This is a genomic window from Paenibacillus sp. GCM10027627 (assembly GCF_042675505.1).
GTDB lineage: Bacteria > Bacillota > Bacilli > Paenibacillales > Paenibacillaceae > Pristimantibacillus.
Map to the genome: position 1 here is coordinate 193,432 of NZ_JBHTHB010000007.1, position 21,329 is coordinate 214,760.

Below are 21,329 nucleotides of genomic sequence, written 5' to 3' on the forward strand. Positions count from 1 at the left end.
ATTTACATTCAAAGGGGAGTAAGAGGAGACTATGGCAAAAGAAAAAATTGTGCTTGCCTATTCCGGCGGCTTGGATACATCGGTCATTTTGAAATGGTTGAAAGAAACGTACGACGCGGAAATTATTGCTTTTACGGCGGATATCGGACAAAAGGACGAGCTCGACGGGCTGGAAGCGAAAGCTTTGGCAACGGGCGCATCTAAAGTGTACATCGACGACTTGCGCGAAGAGTTTGCGAAGGACTTTATTTACCCGATGTTCCAGGCAGGCACCCTTTATGAAGGTCAATATTTGCTAGGCACTTCTATTGCGCGTCCCCTAATTGCGAAACGCATGGTCGATATCGCCCGTGCGGAAGGCGCCACAGCTATCGCGCACGGCGCGACTGGAAAAGGCAACGACCAAGTGCGGTTCGAGCTAACGGCGGCGGCGCTTGCGCCTGAAATCGGCGTTATTGCGCCTTGGAGATTGGAAGCGTTCCGCGAGCAGTTCCCGGGCCGCGCAGAAATGATCGCTTATGCGGAGAAACACGGCATCCCGGTTACCGCATCCGCGGCCAAACCGTATTCGACCGACCGCAACCTGCTTCATATCAGCTTCGAGAGCGGCATGCTGGAAGACCCTTGGTTCGATCCTAGCTCGGAAGAAAACGAAGACATGTACGTGCTGAGCGTATCGCCGGAGCGTGCTCCGGATCAAGCGGAATATGTGGAGCTGACGTTTGAAAAAGGCGACTGCGTCGCGATCAACGGCAAATCGCTGTCTCCTTTGGAAGTAATGGAGAGCCTCAACGAACTTGGCGGCAAACATGGAATCGGCCGTGTCGACATGGTCGAAAACCGTTTTGTCGGGATGAAAAGCCGTGGCGTATACGAGACGCCGGGCGGCACGATCCTGTTTACGGCGCACCGCAAAATGGAGTCGCTCACTATGGATCGTGAAGTGATGCATTTGCGCGATTCCTTGATCGCCAAGTACAGCCTGCTCGTTTACAACGGCTTCTGGTTTGCACCTGAGAGACTCGCTCTTCAGGCGCTTGTGGCCGAATCTCAAAAGAACGTAACGGGCGTTGTCCGTTTGAAGCTATATAAAGGAAATGTCATCGGAGCGGGCGTGCAAAGCCCGGTCAGCTTGTACAACCCGGACATCGCCACAATGGAGGCCGATCCGTCCAAAGCTTATGATCAAGGCGACGCAACGGGCTTTATCCGCTTGAATGCATTGCGTTTGAAAGTGTCTTCCGGCGTGGAGCAAAGCAAAAACTAATAAACCGGAATCGGGCGGAAGCTTGCGGGCAGAATCGGAATTGTCGGTTCTGGCCCCAAGCTTCCGTTCCCTTGCATCCGGAAGGGAGTGCGGATTACTGTGAGCAAACTATGGGGCGGTCGTTTTACTAAACAGACGGATCAGTTGGTGGAAGAGTATACGGCTTCGATTATGTTCGACAAAGAGCTGGCCGAAGAGGATATTCAAGGCAGCTTGGCACATGTGACGATGCTGGGCAAACAGGGCATTTTGCCCGCCGACGATGTGGAAAAAATTAAGGATGGCCTTCATCGCGTGTTGCAGCGTATCAAGCGCAACGATATTGAATTTTCGATTGGCGATGAAGATATCCATATGAATATCGAAAAAACGCTAATCGACGATGTCGGAACGGTCGGCGGCAAGCTGCATACAGGCCGCAGCCGCAACGACCAAGTGGCGACAGATATGCACTTATGGCTTCGCAAGCGCGTCGTTGAGTTCGTGGACATGCTTTATAAGCTGCAATCGGCTCTTGTGGAGCAGGCAAAAGCAAATACAGATACGATCGTGCCGGGCTATACGCATCTTCAGCGGGCGCAGCCGATTTTGTTCGCGCATCATCTGATGGCGTATGTGTCCATGTTCGGCCGCGATATCGAGCGTTTGCAAGACAGCTACAAACGTATTAACGTGCTGCCGCTTGGCGCCGGCGCTCTTGCCGGTACGACGTTCCCGATTGACCGTCATTTTGTGGCGAGTGAGCTGAAGTTTGACCGCGTCTATGAAAACAGTTTGGATGCGGTAAGCGATCGCGACTTTATTTTGGAGTTTTTGTCGCACGCTTCGATTATTATGATGCATCTTTCCCGTTTGAGCGAAGAGCTCATTCTGTGGTCCAGCACGGAATTCCGCTTTGTGGAATTGGACGATGCGTTCTGCACGGGAAGCAGCATTATGCCGCAGAAAAAAAATCCGGACGTGCCGGAACTTGTCCGCGGCAAAACGGGCCGCGTTTATGGCAATCTCGTAGGCTTGCTGACGGTGCTTAAGTCGCTTCCGCTTGCATACAACAAGGATATGCAGGAAGACAAGGAAGGGATGTTCGACACGGTGAAGACGCTGCAAGGCGCGCTTCAACTGTTCGCTCCGATGATCGCGACGATGAAGGTCAACAAAGACCGGATGCGCCAAGCGGTCAACCAAGATTTCTCGAACGCGACGGATATCGCCGACTTCCTGGTGGGCAAAGGCTTGCCGTTCCGCCAGGCGCACGAAGTAATCGGCAAAACGGTTCTGTACTGCATTCAGCAAAACAAATATTTGCTTGATCTGACAATCGATGAGTTCAAGCAGTTCTCCTCTTTGTTCGACGAGCGCATTTACGATGTGCTTCAGCCGGAGCAAGTTGTCAACGCCCGCGATGTTTACGGCGGCACAGCGAAAGTTCAGGTCGAAGGAGCAATCAGCCGTGCAGACGCGTCTTTGGCGGAAACAGCGGCATGGGTTGCGGAGTATTTAGAGCGCAGCAAATAAAGCCAGCGTGTCTCACGTTTGCGGGGCAAGTACAGATTTAACTTTGGGGTTAATAAGGCCTTTATATATGGCGACATTAGGATATTAAAAAAAAGAACGGGCTTTCCCGTTCTTTTTTATGTGGACAGAACTTATACAAACCAAACCTACAATCCGTCCTCCACAATGATATCATCCGGAGCGGGAGTCGCCGAAGGGACGGGAGTAGCGTCCAGCGAGGCTGGTCCAATCTCAATAAGGGTGGGCTGTGCCCGGTAAGTATCTTTAGAGACGCGTTCGCGCGACACAACGGCCCCATCCCTTACAAGGGTACGGTACGTTTCTACGACGTAACCTTTTTTCCCCTGCTCCACTACTTTTCTGGCTCCGACGGAAAGGGAAGGGTTTACCGTTTGTTTAACGGCTTGCGGAATCGTCTTTAGCGTTACAGACTCGATCTCGTATCTTTCGTTTTGGGGCATGGTGCCGAACAACTTAACCGTCAACCTGCGATCCCTCACCTCGGTTCGGATCAACATAGCTTTGCCGGTAGAATTGCGAAATTTGAAATCGATGGAATCCGTTGCATAGGTTGCGTCAAAGCCAAGGGGCAAATAGGAAACGGGCAAGGAGTGATTGCGCCTTTCGACGATATCAAGGCCTGCACGGAGCACCGTTTGGTAGAGGGTGCTGGATACTTGGCAAATGCCGCCGCCAATGCCGGGTACAAATTTCCCGTTAATAATAACGGGGGCTTCTTTGTACTGATGCTCTTTTTCCGCTTTGGCAATCAGCTCGCTGTAGGAGAACACTTCCCCGGGTTTCAAAAACCAATCGTGCAGCGACTCCGCTGTGACCGTAACGTTATGGGCTCTTCCACTGGCGCTTGTTGCAAAGTCTGTTGTAAAAGAGACAATCTTCCGCTCTATTCCTTCGCTTTTCAGCTTCTCCAGCGTAATCTTTGGCTGCACGACCCGGACGGGAAGCTGCGCTTTCCACAACAAGTCCTCTTTACGGAGGGCTGCTCCTGCCCTTTCCGGCTTCAAAATGACCCATTCCACTACCTTCGGCAGCAATGCTCCCGTATCGAGGCGGAAAGCGTTCGTGTGCGGCATATAGACGACTTCGTCCTGCTCGGTAATGGTTCGAACAGCGTCCGAGGACTCATTCTTTTCGATCCAGCCCCATTGCTTGTGCAGTGCTGCTTCAAGAGCATCCCCATTCCAGCTTTGCGCCAAAGAGAAGCTTTTGGGAAAACGGACGCGATACAGAGCTCGCCGAAGGACGCTCCCTTCCTGGAGCCGTTCTAAGCTGCTTTTGGCCTCTGCAAAAGAGGACTTATAGCCAAGCTCTTCGACGGTCCAGCTTTTACTGCCCCCGGATAAGCCGCCTGCTTCAATCGTAATGCTCCTCTCCCCAAGAGCTTGCTCATAGCCTTCTAGCCACGCAACCGCGTCGTCCACGGACAGTCCGCCGATGTCGGCGATTCCCGCGGTGACGCCGTCCGGCACTTCGTTTTGCTCCGCATAAGTCCACAGGAGCACCCAGCCGATAGCCAGCAGTAAAATAATGACCGAAAGCACAATCAACATCGTTTTACGCAGCTTATTCATGTTCAAAACACCCTTCCCGCATACATAAACAGTCCTACATCTATATGCGGTTTTGGCCTCTGCCATGACGCCGCGGACTTTTAACCATAATGGTGTTTTTAAGCCGATTTACCCCGCTTTTTCCCGGTGGCCGGTAGATTTTTCGACAAACGCTTTGATCATTAGAATTGTGAAAATGGCGGAAATGACGCCTTTGTTGAAGGAATTAGCCGCACGCTGTCGAAATAATAAAACTGACTATAAACAGGATGTGATAACGTGATCGAAATGCACGACATTTGGAAAACTTACGCCGATGGAACACATGCACTGCGCGGCGTTTCGGTTCGAATAGATCGAAATGAATTCGTATATATCGTTGGCCCTTCCGGGGCGGGCAAATCCACTTTTATGAAGCTGATTTATCGGGAAGAGGTTCCGACCAAAGGCCAGCTTTCGGTAAACGGCTTTAATATCGGCAAGCTTAAGCCTCGCAAAATTCCGTATGTCAGAAGGAACATTGGAGTTGTTTTTCAAGATTTCAGGCTGCTTCCCAAACTGACCGTTTATGAAAATGTTGCTTTTGCGATGGAAGCGATTGAGGCGCCGAAGCGGATCATTCGAAAAAGAACGATGGAAGTGCTTGAGCTCGTCGGCTTGAAGCATAAGCACAGCTCCTTGCCTTCCCAGCTATCGGGCGGCGAGCAGCAAAGAGTGTCGATTGCCCGGGCAATAGTGAACAATCCGTCGGTTATTGTAGCGGACGAGCCTACAGGCAACTTGGATCCCGAAACGTCTATGGGCATTATGAACTTGCTAGAGGAAATTAACTTTAGAGGTTCGACCATTGTAATGGCTACTCACAACAAAGATATCGTTAATAACATGCGTAAGCGGGTTATTGCCATTGAGAACGGCTTGATCGTGCGCGACGAGGCAAGAGGGGAGTACGGCTATGAAGCTTAGCACTCTGCTCCGTCATATGCGTGAAGGCGCCAAAAATATTATCCGCAACGGCTGGATGTCCTTTGCGTCCATGAGCTCGATTTTTGTCTCTTTGTTTATTTTGGGAGTTTTTGTTCTGCTGGCTATGAACGTCAATTCCATGGCGGATCAAATCGAAAGCAAAGTTCAAATCCGAGTCTACCTGCAAGATGAAATAGAAGATATAAAAGGCGAGAAAGTAACCGGTCTACAAAACAAAATCGGAAATATTCCGGAAGTAAGCAAAGTAACGATCGTCTCCAAAGCAGAAGGGCTTGAAATTTTGCGGAAGGCGATGGGCAAGGAAAACGGCGACTGGCTGGAAGGCTACGACAACGAAAACAATCCTTTGCCGATTTCTTATACGGTAGAGGTTTACGATCCGCAGAAGGTAGCGGACACCGCAGCTCAAATAGAAGCGATCAACAAGGCTGACGGCTCCAATCCAATTGAACGGATCAAGTATGGGCAGGGTACCGTCGAAACGTTGTTTAAAATAACAAACGCGGTACGCAATATCGGATTTGTGGTCATTATCGGGCTTGGAGTGACGGCGATGTTCCTCATCTCCAACACGATCAAAATGACCATTATTGCAAGGCGCCGCGAAATTGGCATTATGAAGCTGGTCGGGGCGACAAACGCTTTTATTAGATGGCCTTTCTTTGTGGAAGGAGCTTTAATCGGTTTAATTAGTTCCCTTCTGACGACAGCTGCTGTTCTAGCGGGCTACTCGCAAATTATTAAATTGACGCAAGTCGACTTATCGCTGATGCTGATTGTTTTGGTTCCAATGAAGGAAGCCGGAATGACGACAGGTTTGTTAATAGTAGGAATAGGCACGCTTATCGGGATTTGGGGCAGCACCATTTCGGTACGAAAGTATTTGAAAGTGTAGGTGACAATGAGAAGATGACAAAGGTTAAAAAAGTAGGTACGTTCATTGTGGCTACGGCAATGCTGGCAGTGTTTGCGCTCCAGCCGACAGGAGGGGGAGAAGCGGACGCCGCTTCCTTGTCCCAAATCGAAAAAGATATTAAAGCGGCCAATCAGCAAATGAGGGATGCGGAGCGCAAGCAAGCTAACGCAGCTCAACAAGCTCGTGCGGCAGAAACGAAAAAAACGGATCTATCGAACAAAAAAGAGGATCTCGAGAAAGAGATTACATCCTTAATAAAAGAAATTGAGACAGTAACGGCGCAGAAAAACAAGAAGCAAGAGGAAATGGAAAAAAAGCAGGCAGAATTGATCAAGACCGGGAAGGAACTTGAAAAAGCCGAAAAGCGTGTCATCGAAAGAACCGAGCTGCTGGAAAATCGGATGCGGACGATGTACACGAACGGTTTTGTTTCTTATATGGATGTTTTGCTTAGCGCGACAAGCTTTACCGACTTTTTGGACCGTTTCGACGCGCTGCAAACCATTTTGAGCTCCGACCGCGATATTTTGGAAACTCACAAAAAGGATAAAGAGCTGGTCGAGCAGAAAAAAGCCGACGTAGAGCTGCAATATGCCGGTCTGGAGACCATCTATCAAGAGCTGGAGCTTCAGCAAGCGGATTTGCGAAAAAAGGAATCGGATAAAGAAGTGCTTATCGCATCCTACAATGAGAATATCGGAGAGCTGAACGAAACGCTTGAATATTTGGGCTATGTAAGCGAAGAACAGCAGCAGTTGGTCGTGCAATTAGCGGCGAAGATTTCCAAGCTGCAAGCAGAAAAAAATCGGATTAAAAACCCTTATAGCGGTGGCAAGCTCGGCATGCCAATTAAAGATGGGTATCGCGTCTCCTCTAATTTTGGCTCCAGGGTTCATCCCATTACCGGAAAGAGGCATACGCATACGGGCATGGACTTTGCGGCCCCGCAAGGTACGGCGATTTATGCGGCTGAGGCCGGGGTAGTCATTACATCGCGTTCTACGAGCGGTTACGGAAATTGTATCATTATTGATCATGGCAATGGACTTTGGACTTTATACGCTCATATCCGTGTGGGCGGCTTGCTTGTAGAAGAAGGCGAGACAGTGAAAAAGGGACAAAAAATTGCCGAAGTTGGCAACACTGGCAACTCAACTGGACCGCATTTGCATTTTGAAGTGCGCAAAAACGAAGTTCCGGTCAACCCGAGCGGCTATCTGAAATAATAATCGAATATTGGCATAAACAAGAGGCAGCCCGTTAGCAGGGCTGCCCTTGCCCTTATTTACTGAGGAATTGGCTACTGGACGAGTAAATAATTTCCTGACGCTTGTCATATACTAGTACGGTGTTGAACGCTGGAAAATGATGAAGGTGGTGTACGAGGGTGTACTTCAAGGGACGTACTGTATTCGCATTTGTGCTGCTGTCGATTTTCGCCTCCGTACTTGTTACGCTTACGGTAGCGGATCGGATGATCGAACCAAGCGAAAAAAATCCATCCGCATCGGTAGCCGCAGCAGCGTCCTCTGACGACAAAGGGACAAAGCTGAAAGAGGATGAGCTTGCCAAGCTGAACGCGGTGCTGGAGCTGATAGAAACAAAATATTATGAGGACGTTGAGCGCAAAGAAGTGCTTGATGGCGCGGTGAGCGGAATGATGAGCGCGCTTGACGATCCTTATTCCGTTTATATGGAAGAGGAGACGGCCCATCATTTTGCGGAATCGATTGAAGGCTCGTTTACGGGAATCGGGGCGGAAGTGACGACTGAAAACGGCAATGTTGTTGTCGTTTCTCCGATTAAAGGCTCGCCTGCTGAACGTTCCGGCTTGCTGGCGAAGGACGTGCTGATTTCCGTCAACGGTGAAAGTCTGGACGGTCTAAGCCTTCGACAAGCGGTCGCCAAAATTCGCGGTCCAAAAGGAACAAAAGCGAAGCTCGTTGTCAGAAGAAGCGGATTTTCGGAGCCGGTACAGCTTGTGCTTATCCGGGACGATATCGATGTCGAAACGGTCTATAGCACGCTTCGCTCCGACGGGGTAGGCGTAATTGAAATCAGACAATTTTCGCTTAATACGGCGAAGAGGTTCAAGGAAGAGCTTGCCAAGCTGGAGGAGCAAGGAGTCAAAGGGCTTGTGCTGGATGTGCGCAACAACCCTGGCGGCGTATTGCCTGTGGTCATCGAAATCTCCCAGTTGATGATGAAAGAAGGCAGCGTCGTCGTCCAAGTCGAGGATCGAAATGGCAAGAGGGAAAAGACGCTCGCCAAAGGCGGCAAGCAAAAGGATTACCCGATTGCCGTATTGACCAACAAAGGCAGCGCAAGCGCCTCCGAAATTTTGGCCGGAGCGTTGCAGGAAGCGGCAGGCGCCAAGGTGATCGGAGAGCAGTCATTTGGCAAAGGAACAGTGCAAGTGAGCTACAACAAAGCGCTGGGCGACGGAAGCCTAGTCAAAATGACGATTGCGAAATGGCTGACGCCAAACGGGAACTGGATTCATAAAAAAGGAGTGGCGCCGAATTTGGCAGTAGCGCCTCCAGACCTGTATACCGTGGCGAGAATGAATTTGCAAGAGACATTAAAGCCGGACAGCTTGAGCGAGCAAGTTCGAAGCGCTCAAATTATGCTCCATGGCCTTGGCTATGAGCCGAAGCGGGAGGACGGTTATTATGGGCCGGAGACCACGGGGGCTGTAAAAGCTTTTCAAGGGGATCATGGGCTTGCTGTAACCGGAGAAATCGATAGTAAAACGGCCCAAAAGTTGGAGCAAGCTGTTGTAAAATGGATTCAAAATAAAGAAAATGACGCTCAGCTGCTGGAGGCGATCAAAGCGGTCGGCAGGAGATAAAGCGAGCGTGTCGAATATTAAATAGGGTTGGCTTCTGTTCAATGAAGCCGGCCCTTTTTATTTGACCAGGAACGAATAAGGGAGTGTTCGCATTGGAAACGGCGCAGGCCACACTGCAGCTGCTTGGTGAAGCGGCTTTGCAACTAATCGTACAGCCTTTTTATTATATAGCGATATTGTTTATTATTCTTCAGTACAGTAGACAGATCCGTATGGAACGCCAATTATTCGCCGTAAAGCTGCATAGCTGGATCAGATTGACGGTAAAAGCGGTGCTCGTCGGTTTTTTGATGGGACTTGCGGTCTCCGTTTGCGGCGCATTTATAGGAGCAGGCATTACCCCTGCTTCGGTGCTATGGTTATGGTCGATTGCTGCTATTCTTTTACTTTTCCGCGTACGCTACTTATGTTTCGCTTATAGCGCGGGCATTGTGGCATTGCTTCAATGGGTGATCGGGTTTACCCCTCTGGAGGAGCGGGGAGATTGGCTTGGGTCTCTGGCGTCTTCGCTTCAGTCGCTTGATGCGGCGGGTTTGCTCTTTCTTGTTGCGCTGCTTCATTTGGCGGAAGCGCTTCTTGTATCGGCTCAAGGCGATAAGCTGGCTACTCCGTTATTTTTGGAAGGAAAACGGGGCAAGCTGGTTGGCGGTTATTTACTTCAAGGCTTTTGGCCCGTACCGCTTTTGCTGCTCGTTCCAGCCGGAGACGGGGTCATGTCGTTTACGTTGCCCTGGACTCCTTTGTTTGCAGGAGGGGAGGCGCAGAACTGGAGCATTGCGGCGCTTCCGATGGTCATCGGGTTTACAGAGATGACGAGGTCTATGCTCCCACGTGACAAAGCGAAGCATGCGGCAAAAGGACTCTTGCTCTATAGCGTCATTTTAGGAGTGGTGGCGGTTGCTGCATGGTTTGTACCGGCTTTGCTTCCGCTGGCGGCTATTGCTTCGATTTTATTGCATGAAGCTATCATTTGGAGAAGCAAGCTGGCTGAGTCCAGACGAACCCCATTGTTTGTCCATGACGGTCGCGGCCTTCGCATATTGGGTATTGTCCCCGAAACTCCCGCCGAGGCGATGGGGCTGCATGCGGGCGAGATTATTTATAAAGCAAACGGCATTCGCGTAGCGTCAAAAGAAGAGCTGTATGATGCGCTCGCGGTCAATTCCGCATTTTGCAAGCTAGAGGTTTATAACAAAGAGGGCGAGCTGAAATTTGTCCAGCGCGCCAGATATGCCGGAGAGCATCATCAGTTGGGCGTTATTTTGGCTCCCGACGAACAAGCCAACTATTACGCCGCAAGCGGCCCGGCTTCGCTTATTGAGCTGCTGAGGGGCATGAGAGCCGAGAGCCGCAGAGGACGGGCGGAAGCGGCAAAGGAACGGATACAAGGTTAAATGTTTGGCCAAACAGAAAAGGTCTGATCTTCCCGGCATTTCGCCGAGTCGATCAGACCTTTTTGTATTAATGATTTTGGCAGGTTGGATTAGGACCGTTTTCTGCCCCGCGTCAGACGAAGCGCAATGCCGCCGACAATGAAAACAGCGCCTAGCAAGTACATTAGCGTATAGCTGCTTTGTCCCGTTTTTGGCAGTTTGTCAACGTCTGGCGACGTTTCGACGCCGCCCTCAGGAACAGGCTCTACTTCGATGTCGATCCAAATTTCCTCTTCATTGCCATCCTCGTCAGTTACTACAACGGAGAACTTATCTTTCCCTACAAAGTTCGGCTTAGGCTTATAAGTCCATTTACCGTTAGGGGTTACCGTAATCGATCCGTTTTTCGGAGGGGTGCCGATATCGGTTGTGCCGCCTTTAGGCACATCCACGTCTCCGACAACCGGCGTTTCTTCCTTCGTCGTTTCCGTCTTAGGAGTAGGTGTCGGCTTTGGCTTCTCCGACGGCACCGGCTTTTCGGAAGGTTTCGGTGTCGGTTTCGGAGTAGGCGTCGGCTTGCCGGACTCTATCGGTTCCTCGGTCGTTCCCGGATCCGGTGTTGGAACCGGAGTCGGAGTAGGCGTCGGTTTAGGTGTCGGCGTAATAACAGGGAACATCTGCTGAATGTTTTCCACTACTAATGTTTTGGTTTCACTTGGCTTAATTTCAATAGCCCATTCAGCTGTGCCAATCGTGAGATACCCCGTAGGAGGCTTCACTTCTTTTAATACGTAGTTGCCAAAAGGCAGATTGTTAATAGCAGCTTTACCGTAAGTGGCAGCATCGTTTTCATCCGTGCCGGTCGTCATTCTGCCGATTTCAACGGTTTTATTCTCGTTGTATAGGATGAATTCCGCACCTGGAAGCAGGATGGAATGATTCAACTGGTCCACTTTCGTAATAGCCAAGTTGCCTGTTTTCCGAATGTTTTTGACAGTGACCTCATGCTCGTCCGAGTTAATCGTAATCGCAATCGGTGCGGTCAACGGCTCATAACCTGGCGGAGGTGTAACTTCGTGAAGCAAGTATTTACCATAAGTTAAGTTCGTTACGACAATAGATCCGTTTGCATCCGTCACGAGATTGGATCGGCTAACATTGCCGTTCGGTCTGCGAAGCTCAAATACGGCTCCTGCCAGAGAGAGTCCCGGATACGCGTCATCGATCTTCTTAATGCTCAAATCGCCTTTAGGTCTGACGGCACTGCCGCCCGCTCCTTGAAGATAAATATTTCGTTGAGACCCCGAGTTCGTTTCTCCGGATAATGTTTCGCCCGTTTTTCCGTTTCCTTTAAATTCAATCTGATTGGAAACGTTGGCGTTGCCAGCTTGATCCTGATCGTCGATTAGAGTAGAGTACTCCAAAATATGAGCACGGTTGATTTCAGCGATTTTGACCTCGAATGAGCCATCCGCGTTGTAAACAACCGTGTAGTCGGTTGGGGCGACTAACGTTTTGCTCGCAGGATCGATTTGACCGTTTGCCAAAACCGACACTTTGTAAAGCTTAATGCTGTTTTTCAATAAGATTTGGTTCGCGCTTGGCTTGTCCACGATTGATACATCGAGCACGTTGGACTGACTAAGGTTCAGCGTTACGGTCCAATCCGCTTGATAATTATTGTTGACGAAATTGCCGGCTTTGCTGATGAATTTCCCTGCATTCGGTATTGTCACGGAACTATTCGTTTCTTTTGGCGCAAAGCCGTCCGCTGAAAAAATAGCTTTATTGGCGATCGTTGCTTCTCCGTCACCGATTAATTTGTTTTCCAAAGTCGTTTGGAATTGAATGAAGTAAGGTTTAGTAATGACATTTGTAAATTGAATTGTCAATTTCTTGTTTGCATAAGCAACGGTATAATCCGTATTTAGCGTCAGAGGCGTAGCCGCGAGCGGTCCTCTTGTTCCGTTGGCCAAAATGCTTGTCTCATAAATTTTGATTGAGGAGGCATCCAGTTCTTGAATCGACTGAAGGGTATCCTCCAGCTTGGCATTCGTCATCCGTTTGCTGTCGTAATTGACAAGTACGTTCCATGAAATCTTCTTGGTGGAAGCGTCATAAGATCCGTTCTTATATCCGTTGTTAAGGGTTTGCGTGTTAACTCCGATGCTGTTGTTGTTGTCCGTTTTATTGCCGTTGTCGTTATTCGGATCGGTCCATTTCAAGTTTCCGCTATTGTTGTATGTCGTTTTCAATGTGTCGTAAGAATCGACATCGTAATCGTAGCTAGTTTTGTATTTTACTTCGTAGTAGGTCGTTCCGGCCGGAAGCGCTAGCGTAAAGCCTGTCACAGTGCCGGGAACAGCTTCCTCATAAGTGACGATCGCAGCGTTTACCGGAGCTCCGTTCACGAGCAGCGAACCCGGAACAAGCCTTAATCCTGCGGCGAAATCATCCTTGTAGACGGTGTTGTGAATATTGTAGCCGACTTTGTTGATTTCCACTGTCCAGTCGATTGTACGAGCCGCATAGTTTAAGTTGCCGCTGTTTTTGTGGAAAAAGCGCTGCGGCACTCCTTGTGAAGAGGAGTCGTTTATGCCGCCGGAACTGACTTCGTTCACAATCGTTTTATAATCATAGATGTATACATTGCTTTTTAGCTTTGTTTGATATTCCACGACATAGGCCTTATCCGTTGACCCGTTGTTATAACTTAACAAAAACCCGTTTTTGCTGTTCGCAGGAACCAGGTTCGACGCTGTCCAATTTGCGGTGTCATCGATCAAGCCCGTATAGGAGGTGTTGTTCGTGACCGTACCTACTTCGTAGACTCTCAAACTCCCTGGCACCAGTTCATGAATATCGTTAAACTGGTCCGTTATTTCAGGACTGTTAACCGTCTCTAAGCCAAAGTTGTATTTAATTCTCCAAGAGATCGTTTCCGTAGTCTCGTTATAGCTCACGGTTTCTTTGTCGAGAAATTGTCCGCGAGTTACCGGTACAGTATCGGAAGCGGTTTTTGGCAAGTCGGGATGGCCTCCCGTAAATTCAGCCGAGTTTGTAAACGACGTTTTACTGTTGTCTACAACGGATGTCTGGTATCTAATGACAAAAGCGCTGCTGATGTCACCTAAAGAAACGGTAAGCGTGCTTCCGTTTACAGTTACTGTGTATGCGCCTGTCGGATTTGTCTCTTGGCCTTGCGCGTTTATTTCTTTTACGACGACGTCGCTTGAACTCAACGATAATCCAGTTGGAATTTCATCTGTCACAACCGCATTTGTAACGGCTGCTTTTTGGGAGTTGACGTTGATAGTCCAGTTGACGGCTGTTGGGTTGAAAGACTGTGCCGGCGTTCCATCCTTTGTAATGCCTGGCTTCGGGGCCGGTGTAGCCGTCGGAGTAGGCGTAGGCGTTGGTGTCGGAGTAGGAGTTGGCGTCGGTGCCGTCCCGCCCACTTTCACCTTGATCGGCGTTGTGCCCGGAATCAGAATAATTTCGGATTCGCCGTTGTTTACCTTCGCTTGGTCTATGTAAACCCAAAAAAACAGCTTGCCGATTGTCGGCACGCCAGTCCCGAGTTCCATTACATCATCGTTAAAATTCATGGTGACCGTGTTGGTTGTATGATTAACCTGGAATGTTCCATATTGGTTTAGATTACCGTTAGCAGGAGCATTCATTTTGAAACCGTCAGGGAATTGGAAGGTGAAGGGATGCCCTGTCTTAAAGGGATGCTCATCCAATAGTTCCCAATCATATTCCAGTACGAGTGCTTTGGTAGGATCGATGACGAAGTTTTGGTCCACTTGGGATTGACCGGACGCATTTACTTCTGCGACGATGGTCGGATTGTTCGTATCGGTTTTTAGTGTCACTTTTGTAAAATGGACTTGGTTTGGATCCGTTCCACCCGCGGCTTCCGCTTCTTTCAGCACATCCGTGTAATTGAAGTACTGGAAGATCAGCATTAGCGAGAGGGCTAGTGCTAGTATTCTTCTTTTCATGTTTCATGTTCCTCCGTTCGAATTGTTGCGTAAAAGCTTGTAATTCTATTGTGCATGAATGCTCATAGATGTAGTGTAGTCAAACCTTTCCGCTAGAATAGGTATTTTGGCCCCCACTTATTATAGAGTATAAAGGAGGTCCCTGTACATTTTCTGAACAAATTGTCGTAAAATGAAGAGAAAACATAGCAACTTTTAATAGATGAGGGTCGTTCTATTTAAAATTGAGAGATTCTTTTGATGCAGCATAGTAGAAACAAACGAGGTGCATCCCTATGAAAGTGATGATCGTAGATGACGAAAGGCTTGCGCTTGCTCATCTGGAGAGAGTGCTGCAATCGGTCATGGAGACGGAGTTGGCCCCGGGTGGGCTGGATATCACCGCTTTTCAGTCGGCGGAAGAAGCGCTGGACCAACTGGATAGAGTAAAGCCGGAAGCTGTTTTTTTAGACATTCATATGCCGGAAATATCGGGCTTGCAAGCGGCGAATCTGATTCAGGAGAAATATCCCGACACCGAAATTGTTTTTGTTACCGCATATGACGAATATGCTGTAAACGCGTTTGAGCTTAATGCGATGGACTATTTACTGAAGCCTTATACGGCGGAGCGTGTCGCCAAAACCGTCCGGCGCATAGGTGAGCGGAGGCGGCATTTGGCAGCGGTTGACAAGTCGGATTTGTCGCAGGATGAACAGCGCATATGCGGCTTTGGGACTATTCGTTTTCAGCGGGGGGGAGGGTCTTTGGACATCCCGAAATGGAGAACGGCGAAAGCGCAGGAACTGTTCGCTTATTTGCTTCATCGCAGGGGAGAGGTCGTCCTGAAATCGACCATTATGGAGATGCTTGCTCCGGGGCTTGAGTCAAAGCGCGCCATGACGCAGCTGTACACCGTCATTTATCAAGTCAGACAATGCATTCGGCAGTCGGGAATGGAGATCACGATACATAATGCGGGCATTCAAGAGGGCTACATCCTCCAGCTCGGCAACGTCAAATTTGACGCGGAGCAATGGGAAAGCGATCTTTTGACTTGGGGAAGACGTTATCCCGAAGGGGCGGCGGAGCTGGAGCGAGTGCTTGAATTATATGAAGGAGACTATTTTCAGGACTGCGATTATATTTGGGCGGAGCAGGAAAGAGAGCGGCTGCGTCAGCTATGGCTGCAGCATGGAAGGAAGTTGGCGGCGCGCTACTTGGAGCAGAACCGTCTCGGTCAAGCGCTAAGGATGTACGAGCGGATTCATCGGATGGATCCCTATCATGAAGAAGAGGGAGTCATTCTGCTTCAGCTGTACGATCAACTCGGCCATTCCGACAAAGTGGCTTCTCACTACGGCCAGCTGAGACATATTTTCGAAAAGGAGCTAGGGCTTTCCATTCCCGCAGAGACGGAAAAGTGGTATTGGAGCTGGCGCGGAACGGATGTCGGGCGCAAGTAAACACAGGCAGTCTAATAATTGGCGTAAAAAAGCGTTCCTAAATGGGGGCGCTTATTCCTTTTGGTAAATGGTGAAACGATTGCAACAAGATGGGGTTATCGGTATAATAGAAGGAATGGGAACACATATTCTTATTAAATGATTTGGATATCGCTTTATGAGCCTTGTTTTTGGCTTGAAAGCTAGAATAAGTCATTTTTGACCATACTGATTGATAGGGAACAGGGTAATTAAGAGGAGGAAAGACGGTGAGCGAAGTGCGGGCAGAGGGCAAGTCGGAAGGCGAAGGGTTGTTCAAGTTAACATCGGATTACAAGCCGCAAGGCGATCAGCCTGGGGCTATTAGGCAAATTGTCGAAGGCGTGCTACAGGGCAAGCGTCATCAGACGCTGCTGGGCGCGACGGGAACGGGCAAAACCTATACGATTGCGAATGCCATAGCCGAATTGAACCGGCCCACGCTCGTAATCGCGCACAATAAGACGCTGGCGGCTCAGCTGTGCAGCGAGTTCAAATCTTTTTTTCCAGATAATGCGGTTGAATACTTTGTCAGCTACTATGACTACTATCAGCCCGAAGCGTATATTCCGTCGACGGACACCTTTATCGAAAAGGACTCCAGCATCAACGACGAGATCGACAAGCTGCGCCATTCCGCGACCAGCGCGTTGTTCGACCGCCGCGACGTTATTATCGTAGCCAGCGTATCCTGCATTTACGGCCTGGGCTCGCCTATGGAATACGGCAGCCTCGTTTTGTCGCTGCGGGTAGGGATGGAGAAGCCGCGCGATGCCATCCTTCATAAGCTGGTCGATATTCAATATGCGAGAAACGACATTAGCTTTACCCGCGGAACGTTCCGCGTTCGCGGCGACATCGTGGAAATATTCCCGGTAGCCAATAATGAACGGGCGATTCGAGTAGAGCTGTTTGGCGACGAAATCGAGAGAATTTCGGAAATTGACGTACTCACCGGTGAAATTGTGGCGGAGAGAGACCATATTGCGATTTTCCCGGCATCCCACTTTGTCACGCAAGAAGAAACGATGAAGGTCGCTTTGGTAAACATAGAGCGAGAGCTGGAGGAGCGTCTTGCGGAGCTGCGCGAGGCGGGCAAGCTGCTGGAAGCCCAGCGGCTGGAGCAGCGGACGCGCTACGACCTTGAGATGATGGCGGAGATGGGGTTCTGCTCCGGCATTGAAAACTACTCCGGACCGCTTACGTTCCGCGAGCGCGGCGCAACGCCGTATACGCTTTTGGATTATTTCCCGGAAGACATGCTGGTCGTCATCGACGAGTCGCATGTTTCGCTTCCGCAGATCAGAGCGATGTTCAACGGTGACCGGGCCCGTAAGGAGATGCTGGTCAATCACGGCTTCCGCCTGCCTTCGGCTATGGACAACAGGCCGCTTCGATTCGAGGAATTCGAGGAAAAGACGAAGCAGCTCGTCTATGTATCCGCTACTCCGGGTCCGTATGAATTGGAGCATTGCCCGACAATGATCGAGCAGATCATTCGACCGACGGCATTGGTGGATCCCATCATTGATATTCGTCCGTCAAAAGGGCAGATCGACGATTTGCTGGATGAAATTAGAGATCGTATAGCTAAGGACGAGCGTGTGCTCGTTACTACGCTAACGAAAAAAATGGCCGAAGATTTAACCGATTATTTCAAAGAGGTCGGCATCAAAGTGAGGTACTTGCATTCCGACATTAAGACGCTGGAGCGGCTTGCTATTTTGCGGGACCTAAGGCTTGGCGTATTTCATGTGCTTGTAGGCATTAACTTGCTTAGAGAGGGACTCGACTTGCCGGAAGTATCGTTGGTAGCCATTTTGGACGCGGACAAAGAAGGATTCCTACGTTCCGACCGCTCCTTGATCCAGACGATTGGCCGCGCGGCCCGCAATAGCGAAGGAAGAGTTATTATGTATGCCGACAAGATTACGGATTCTATGGACCGGGCCATGAAGGAGACGGAGCGCCGCCGTGCTATTCAGCTTGCATATAATGAAGAGCATGGAGTTCAGCCGCAGACGATTCGCAAAAAGATTCACGATGTCATCGAAGCAACAAAGGTGGCGGAGCAGAAAGCGGATTATTTGACAGGCGCAGATACGGGGAAATTGTCCAAGAAGGAGCGCCAGTCTTTGATCGGGCGTCTGGAAAGCGAAATGAAAGATGCGGCGAAAAACTTGCAGTTTGAGCGCGCCGCCGAATTGCGTGATGCGTTGCTTGAACTGCGCGCAGAGTCGGGAATGTAGGGGGATCTTACGATGGCTAGTGATAAAATAGTAGTAAAGGGCGCCCGCGCCCATAACTTAAAAAATATCGACGTGACGATACCGCGCGACAAGTTTGTTGTGCTGACGGGGCTGAGTGGCTCCGGCAAATCGTCTTTGGCATTTGATACGATTTACGCGGAAGGCCAGCGGCGCTATGTCGAGTCTCTAAGCGCCTATGCCCGCCAATTTCTTGGGCAGATGGAGAAGCCGGATGTAGACTCTATCGATGGCCTGTCGCCTGCCATTTCCATCGACCAGAAAACAACAAGCCGAAATCCGCGCTCGACGGTTGGGACCGTTACGGAAATTTACGATTATTTGCGTCTTTTGTTTGCCCGCGTAGGCAAGCCGCATTGCCCTGAACACGGCATCGAAATTACATCTCAAACGGTTGAGCAGATGGTGGACCGGATTATGGAGTTGCCAGAGCGGACAAAGCTGCAAATTTTGGCCCCGCTTGTTTCGGGACGGAAAGGCGAGCATACCAAGCTGCTTGCCGATATTCAGAAACAAGGTTACGTACGGGTTCGCGTCAATGGCGAGCTTCGCGAGCTGAGCGAAGGAATCACCTTGGAAAAAAACAAAAAACATAACATTGAAGTGGTCATCGACCGAATTGTTATAAAAGAAGATATTCATGCCCGTCTTGCCGATTCTTTGGAGACGGCGCTTAAGCTGGCGGACGGACGAGTCATCGTAGACGTTATTGGCCAGGAAGAGCTGCTTTTCAGCTCCAATTTGGCTTGCCCGGAATGCGGCTTCAGCATCGAAGAGCTGGCTCCGAGAATGTTTTCGTTTAACAGCCCGTATGGAGCTTGCCCGGAATGCGACGGACTCGGCGCCAAAATGATCGTCGACCCGGAATTGCTAGTTCCGGACAATAGCAAAACAATTGAAGAAGGCGCGTTTTTGGCTTGGGCGGGCAGCACCTCTAATTATTACCCGCAATTTTTGAGCGCAGTCTGCGTTCATTACGGCATCCCGCAAAACGTTCCGCTATCGGAATTGAACGGGGAGCAAATGAAGAAGCTGCTTTACGGCACAGGCGGAGAGAAGGTGCGCTTCCTCTACGAAAACGATTTTGGCCATCGGAAAGAAGCTTTTGTACCGTTTGAAGGCATCGTCAACAATTTGGAGCGCAGATACCGGGATACTGCTTCCGACATGATGCGCGAGCACATTGAAAATTATATGAGCGCCAAGCCTTGCGGCAGCTGCAAAGGGCAGAGACTGCGCAAAGAAACGCTTGCCGTGACGATCGCCTCCCAAAACATTGCTCATGTGACGGGTTTGTCGATCGGCGATGCGCAGCAATATTTTGACGGGCTTGTTCTCACGGAGAAAGAGCGGACGATTGCGAACCTCATCTTGAAAGAAATCAACAGCCGTCTCGGTTTCCTCGTTAACGTCGGCTTGCAATATTTGAGTCTGAGCCGCGCGGCGGGTACCTTATCTGGCGGAGAAGCGCAGCGGATCCGGCTTGCTACGCAGATTGGCTCCAGCCTCATGGGCGTGCTTTATATTTTGGACGAGCCGAGCATTGGCTTGCATCAGCGGGACAACGACCGTCTGATCAGCACGCTGGAGCATATGCGCGATTTGGGCAATACGCTTATTGTCGTCGAGCATGACGAAGATACGATGATGGCGGCCGATTTTATTATCGATATCGGACCCGGCGCAGGTATACACGGCGGCAATATTATTGCTCAAGGCACGCCTGAAGAAGTGATGAAGGACGAAAACTCGCTTACAGGACAATATTTGAGCGGCCGCAAATTTATTGAAGTGCCGCTGGAGCGCCGCTCCACGGGAGACAAATGGATAGAGGTGCGCGGAGCGAAGGAAAACAACCTGCGCAACGTCAACGTCAAAATTCCGCTAGGCGTCTTCTCTGCCGTAACTGGCGTTTCGGGCTCGGGGAAATCGACTTTCGTCAACGAAATTTTATACAAGACGCTTGCCCGGGATTTGAACAAAGCAAAGGTACGCCCGGGTCAATATAAAGAAATGCGCGGACTGGAGCATTTAGAGAAGGTCATCGACATTGACCAGTCTCCTATCGGCCGGACACCGCGTTCCAATCCGGCGACCTATACGGGTGTTTTTGACGATATTCGCGATTTGTACTCGAACACCAATGAAGCGAAGGTACGCGGCTACAAAAAGGGCAGGTTCAGCTTCAACGTCAAAGGCGGCCGCTGCGAAGCTTGCCGAGGCGACGGCATCATTAAAATCGAGATGCATTTCCTGCCGGACGTGTATGTCCCTTGCGAAATTTGCAAAGGCAAACGCTACAACAGGGAAACGCTCGAAGTGAAATACAAAGGCAAAAACATTGCAGAAGTATTGGAAATGACGATTGAGGACGGCTGTCAATTTTTCGAAAACATCCCGCGCATACACCGCAAAGTTCAGACGCTGCTGGACGTGGGACTAGGCTATATGAAGCTTGGCCAGCCTGCAACGACACTTTCCGGGGGCGAGGCGCAGCGCGTTAAGCTGGCGGCCGAGCTATACCGCCGCAGTACGGGCAAGACGCTATATATTTTGGACGAGCCTACGACGGGCCTGCATGTGCATGACATCGACCGTTTGCTTACGGTCCTGCATCGTCTGGTAGATTCTGGTGAATCCGTTCTGGTTATCGAACATAATTTGGACGTAATCAAAACGGCCGATTATTTGATCGATTTGGGACCGGAGGGCGGCAACGGAGGCGGCATGATCGTCGCTACCGGAACGCCGGAGCAAGTGATCAAAGTGGAGCAATCGTATACCGGCCGTTATTTGAAACCAATTTTGGAGCGGGATCGCGTACGTACGGAAGAGCGCTACAAAAACAAGGAAAGTGTAGGCGCAGGCGCCTCGGAATAAACGGTGATAAGCCGTAAGTCCGCTTGGAGAAGGAACGGGAGGTTCGCTCCAAGCGGATTTTTTGCCGGGAAAAATGTGGAGCAGTAATAGAGATGGGAACAGTTGGACAATTTAAAGTTACGGAAAGTTTAGTTGTTCAATTCGATTGCAAGAGAGGCAAGTCAACACTAAAACGTGACAAACTTGTTACGATTGCGGATTGAGACTTGCATCGGCGGCATCTAGAAGCTAA

12 protein-coding genes are annotated in these 21,329 nt (G+C 50.0%); 10 read left to right on the forward strand and 2 right to left on the reverse strand.

Translation table 11 applies throughout. From position 1 onward, the window contains the following. Positions 1–31: 31 nt before the first annotated feature. Complete coding sequence (locus tag ACFQZE_RS21980; RefSeq protein WP_379361109.1) at positions 32–1,267, forward strand: argininosuccinate synthase; 1,236 nt, start codon at positions 32–34, stop codon at positions 1,265–1,267. A 99-nt stretch (positions 1,268–1,366) separates the two neighbouring features. Then, the gene (argH, locus tag ACFQZE_RS21985) at positions 1,367–2,782 is read left to right on the forward strand and encodes an argininosuccinate lyase (protein ID WP_379361111.1); all 1,416 of its coding nucleotides are present in this window, start codon (positions 1,367–1,369) and stop codon (positions 2,780–2,782) included. A gap of 146 nt (positions 2,783–2,928) precedes the next feature. On the opposite strand, the gene ACFQZE_RS21990 is transcribed toward argH, so the two are convergent. After that, a complete protein-coding gene (locus ACFQZE_RS21990; protein ID WP_379361113.1) occupies positions 2,929–4,374 on the reverse strand; it encodes a VanW family protein in 1,446 nt (481 codons plus the stop codon). A 258-nt stretch (positions 4,375–4,632) separates the two neighbouring features. On the opposite strand from ACFQZE_RS21990, the gene ftsE reads away from it, so the two are divergent. From ftsE to ACFQZE_RS22015, 5 genes are all read left to right on the forward strand, one after another. After that, on the forward strand, positions 4,633–5,319 hold the full coding sequence (gene ftsE / locus ACFQZE_RS21995) for a cell division ATP-binding protein FtsE (RefSeq protein ID WP_379361115.1): 687 nt from the start codon (positions 4,633–4,635) through the stop codon (positions 5,317–5,319). Then, entirely contained in the window at positions 5,309–6,235 is a 927-nt protein-coding gene (gene ftsX, locus ACFQZE_RS22000; protein ID WP_379361117.1) for a permease-like cell division protein FtsX, read from the forward strand. The genes ftsE and ftsX overlap by 11 nt, the downstream gene beginning before the upstream one ends. Positions 6,236–6,249: 14 nt before the next feature. Beyond that, positions 6,250–7,482, forward strand: a complete 1,233-nt coding sequence (locus ACFQZE_RS22005; protein ID WP_379361119.1) for a murein hydrolase activator EnvC family protein — start codon at positions 6,250–6,252, stop codon at positions 7,480–7,482. A gap of 161 nt (positions 7,483–7,643) precedes the next feature. Next, positions 7,644–9,107, forward strand: coding sequence for a S41 family peptidase (locus ACFQZE_RS22010; protein WP_379361121.1), 1,464 nt, complete (start codon positions 7,644–7,646; stop codon positions 9,105–9,107). A 92-nt stretch (positions 9,108–9,199) separates the two neighbouring features. Next, a complete protein-coding gene (locus ACFQZE_RS22015) occupies positions 9,200–10,501 on the forward strand; it encodes a serine protease (protein WP_379361123.1) in 1,302 nt (433 codons plus the stop codon). Between the two features lie 89 nt (positions 10,502–10,590). Here ACFQZE_RS22015 and ACFQZE_RS22020 read toward each other — a convergent pair whose 3' ends face one another. Then, positions 10,591–14,487 (reverse strand): collagen binding domain-containing protein, encoded by a 3,897-nt coding sequence (locus ACFQZE_RS22020; protein ID WP_379361125.1) that lies wholly within the window; start codon positions 14,485–14,487, stop codon positions 10,591–10,593. Between the two features lie 275 nt (positions 14,488–14,762). On the opposite strand from ACFQZE_RS22020, the gene ACFQZE_RS22025 reads away from it, so the two are divergent. The 3 genes from ACFQZE_RS22025 to uvrA all read left to right on the forward strand — a co-directional run bounded on the left by ACFQZE_RS22025 (position 14,763) and on the right by uvrA (position 21,097). Next, positions 14,763–15,932 (forward strand): response regulator, encoded by a 1,170-nt coding sequence (locus ACFQZE_RS22025; RefSeq protein WP_379361127.1) that lies wholly within the window; start codon positions 14,763–14,765, stop codon positions 15,930–15,932. A gap of 257 nt (positions 15,933–16,189) precedes the next feature. Continuing rightward, the gene (gene uvrB / locus ACFQZE_RS22030; RefSeq protein ID WP_379361156.1) at positions 16,190–18,199 is read left to right on the forward strand and encodes an excinuclease ABC subunit UvrB; all 2,010 of its coding nucleotides are present in this window, start codon (positions 16,190–16,192) and stop codon (positions 18,197–18,199) included. A gap of 12 nt (positions 18,200–18,211) precedes the next feature. Beyond that, positions 18,212–21,097, forward strand: a complete 2,886-nt coding sequence (uvrA, locus tag ACFQZE_RS22035; RefSeq protein WP_379361129.1) for an excinuclease ABC subunit UvrA — start codon at positions 18,212–18,214, stop codon at positions 21,095–21,097. Positions 21,098–21,329: the final 232 nt, after the last annotated feature.

Coding starts and splice junctions, on each gene's coding strand:
- ACFQZE_RS21990 (WP_379361113.1), bottom strand. CDS start 4,374: ATGAATAAGCTGCGTAAAACGATGTTGATTGTGCTTTCGGTCATTATT.
- ACFQZE_RS22005 (WP_379361119.1), top strand. CDS start 6,250: ATGACAAAGGTTAAAAAAGTAGGTACGTTCATTGTGGCTACGGCAATG.
- ACFQZE_RS22020 (WP_379361125.1), bottom strand. CDS start 14,487: ATGAAAAGAAGAATACTAGCACTAGCCCTCTCGCTAATGCTGATCTTC.
- uvrA (WP_379361129.1), top strand. CDS start 18,212: ATGGCTAGTGATAAAATAGTAGTAAAGGGCGCCCGCGCCCATAACTTA.
- ACFQZE_RS21980 (WP_379361109.1), top strand. CDS start 32: ATGGCAAAAGAAAAAATTGTGCTTGCCTATTCCGGCGGCTTGGATACA.
- ACFQZE_RS22025 (WP_379361127.1), top strand. CDS start 14,763: ATGAAAGTGATGATCGTAGATGACGAAAGGCTTGCGCTTGCTCATCTG.
- ftsX (WP_379361117.1), top strand. CDS start 5,309: ATGAAGCTTAGCACTCTGCTCCGTCATATGCGTGAAGGCGCCAAAAAT.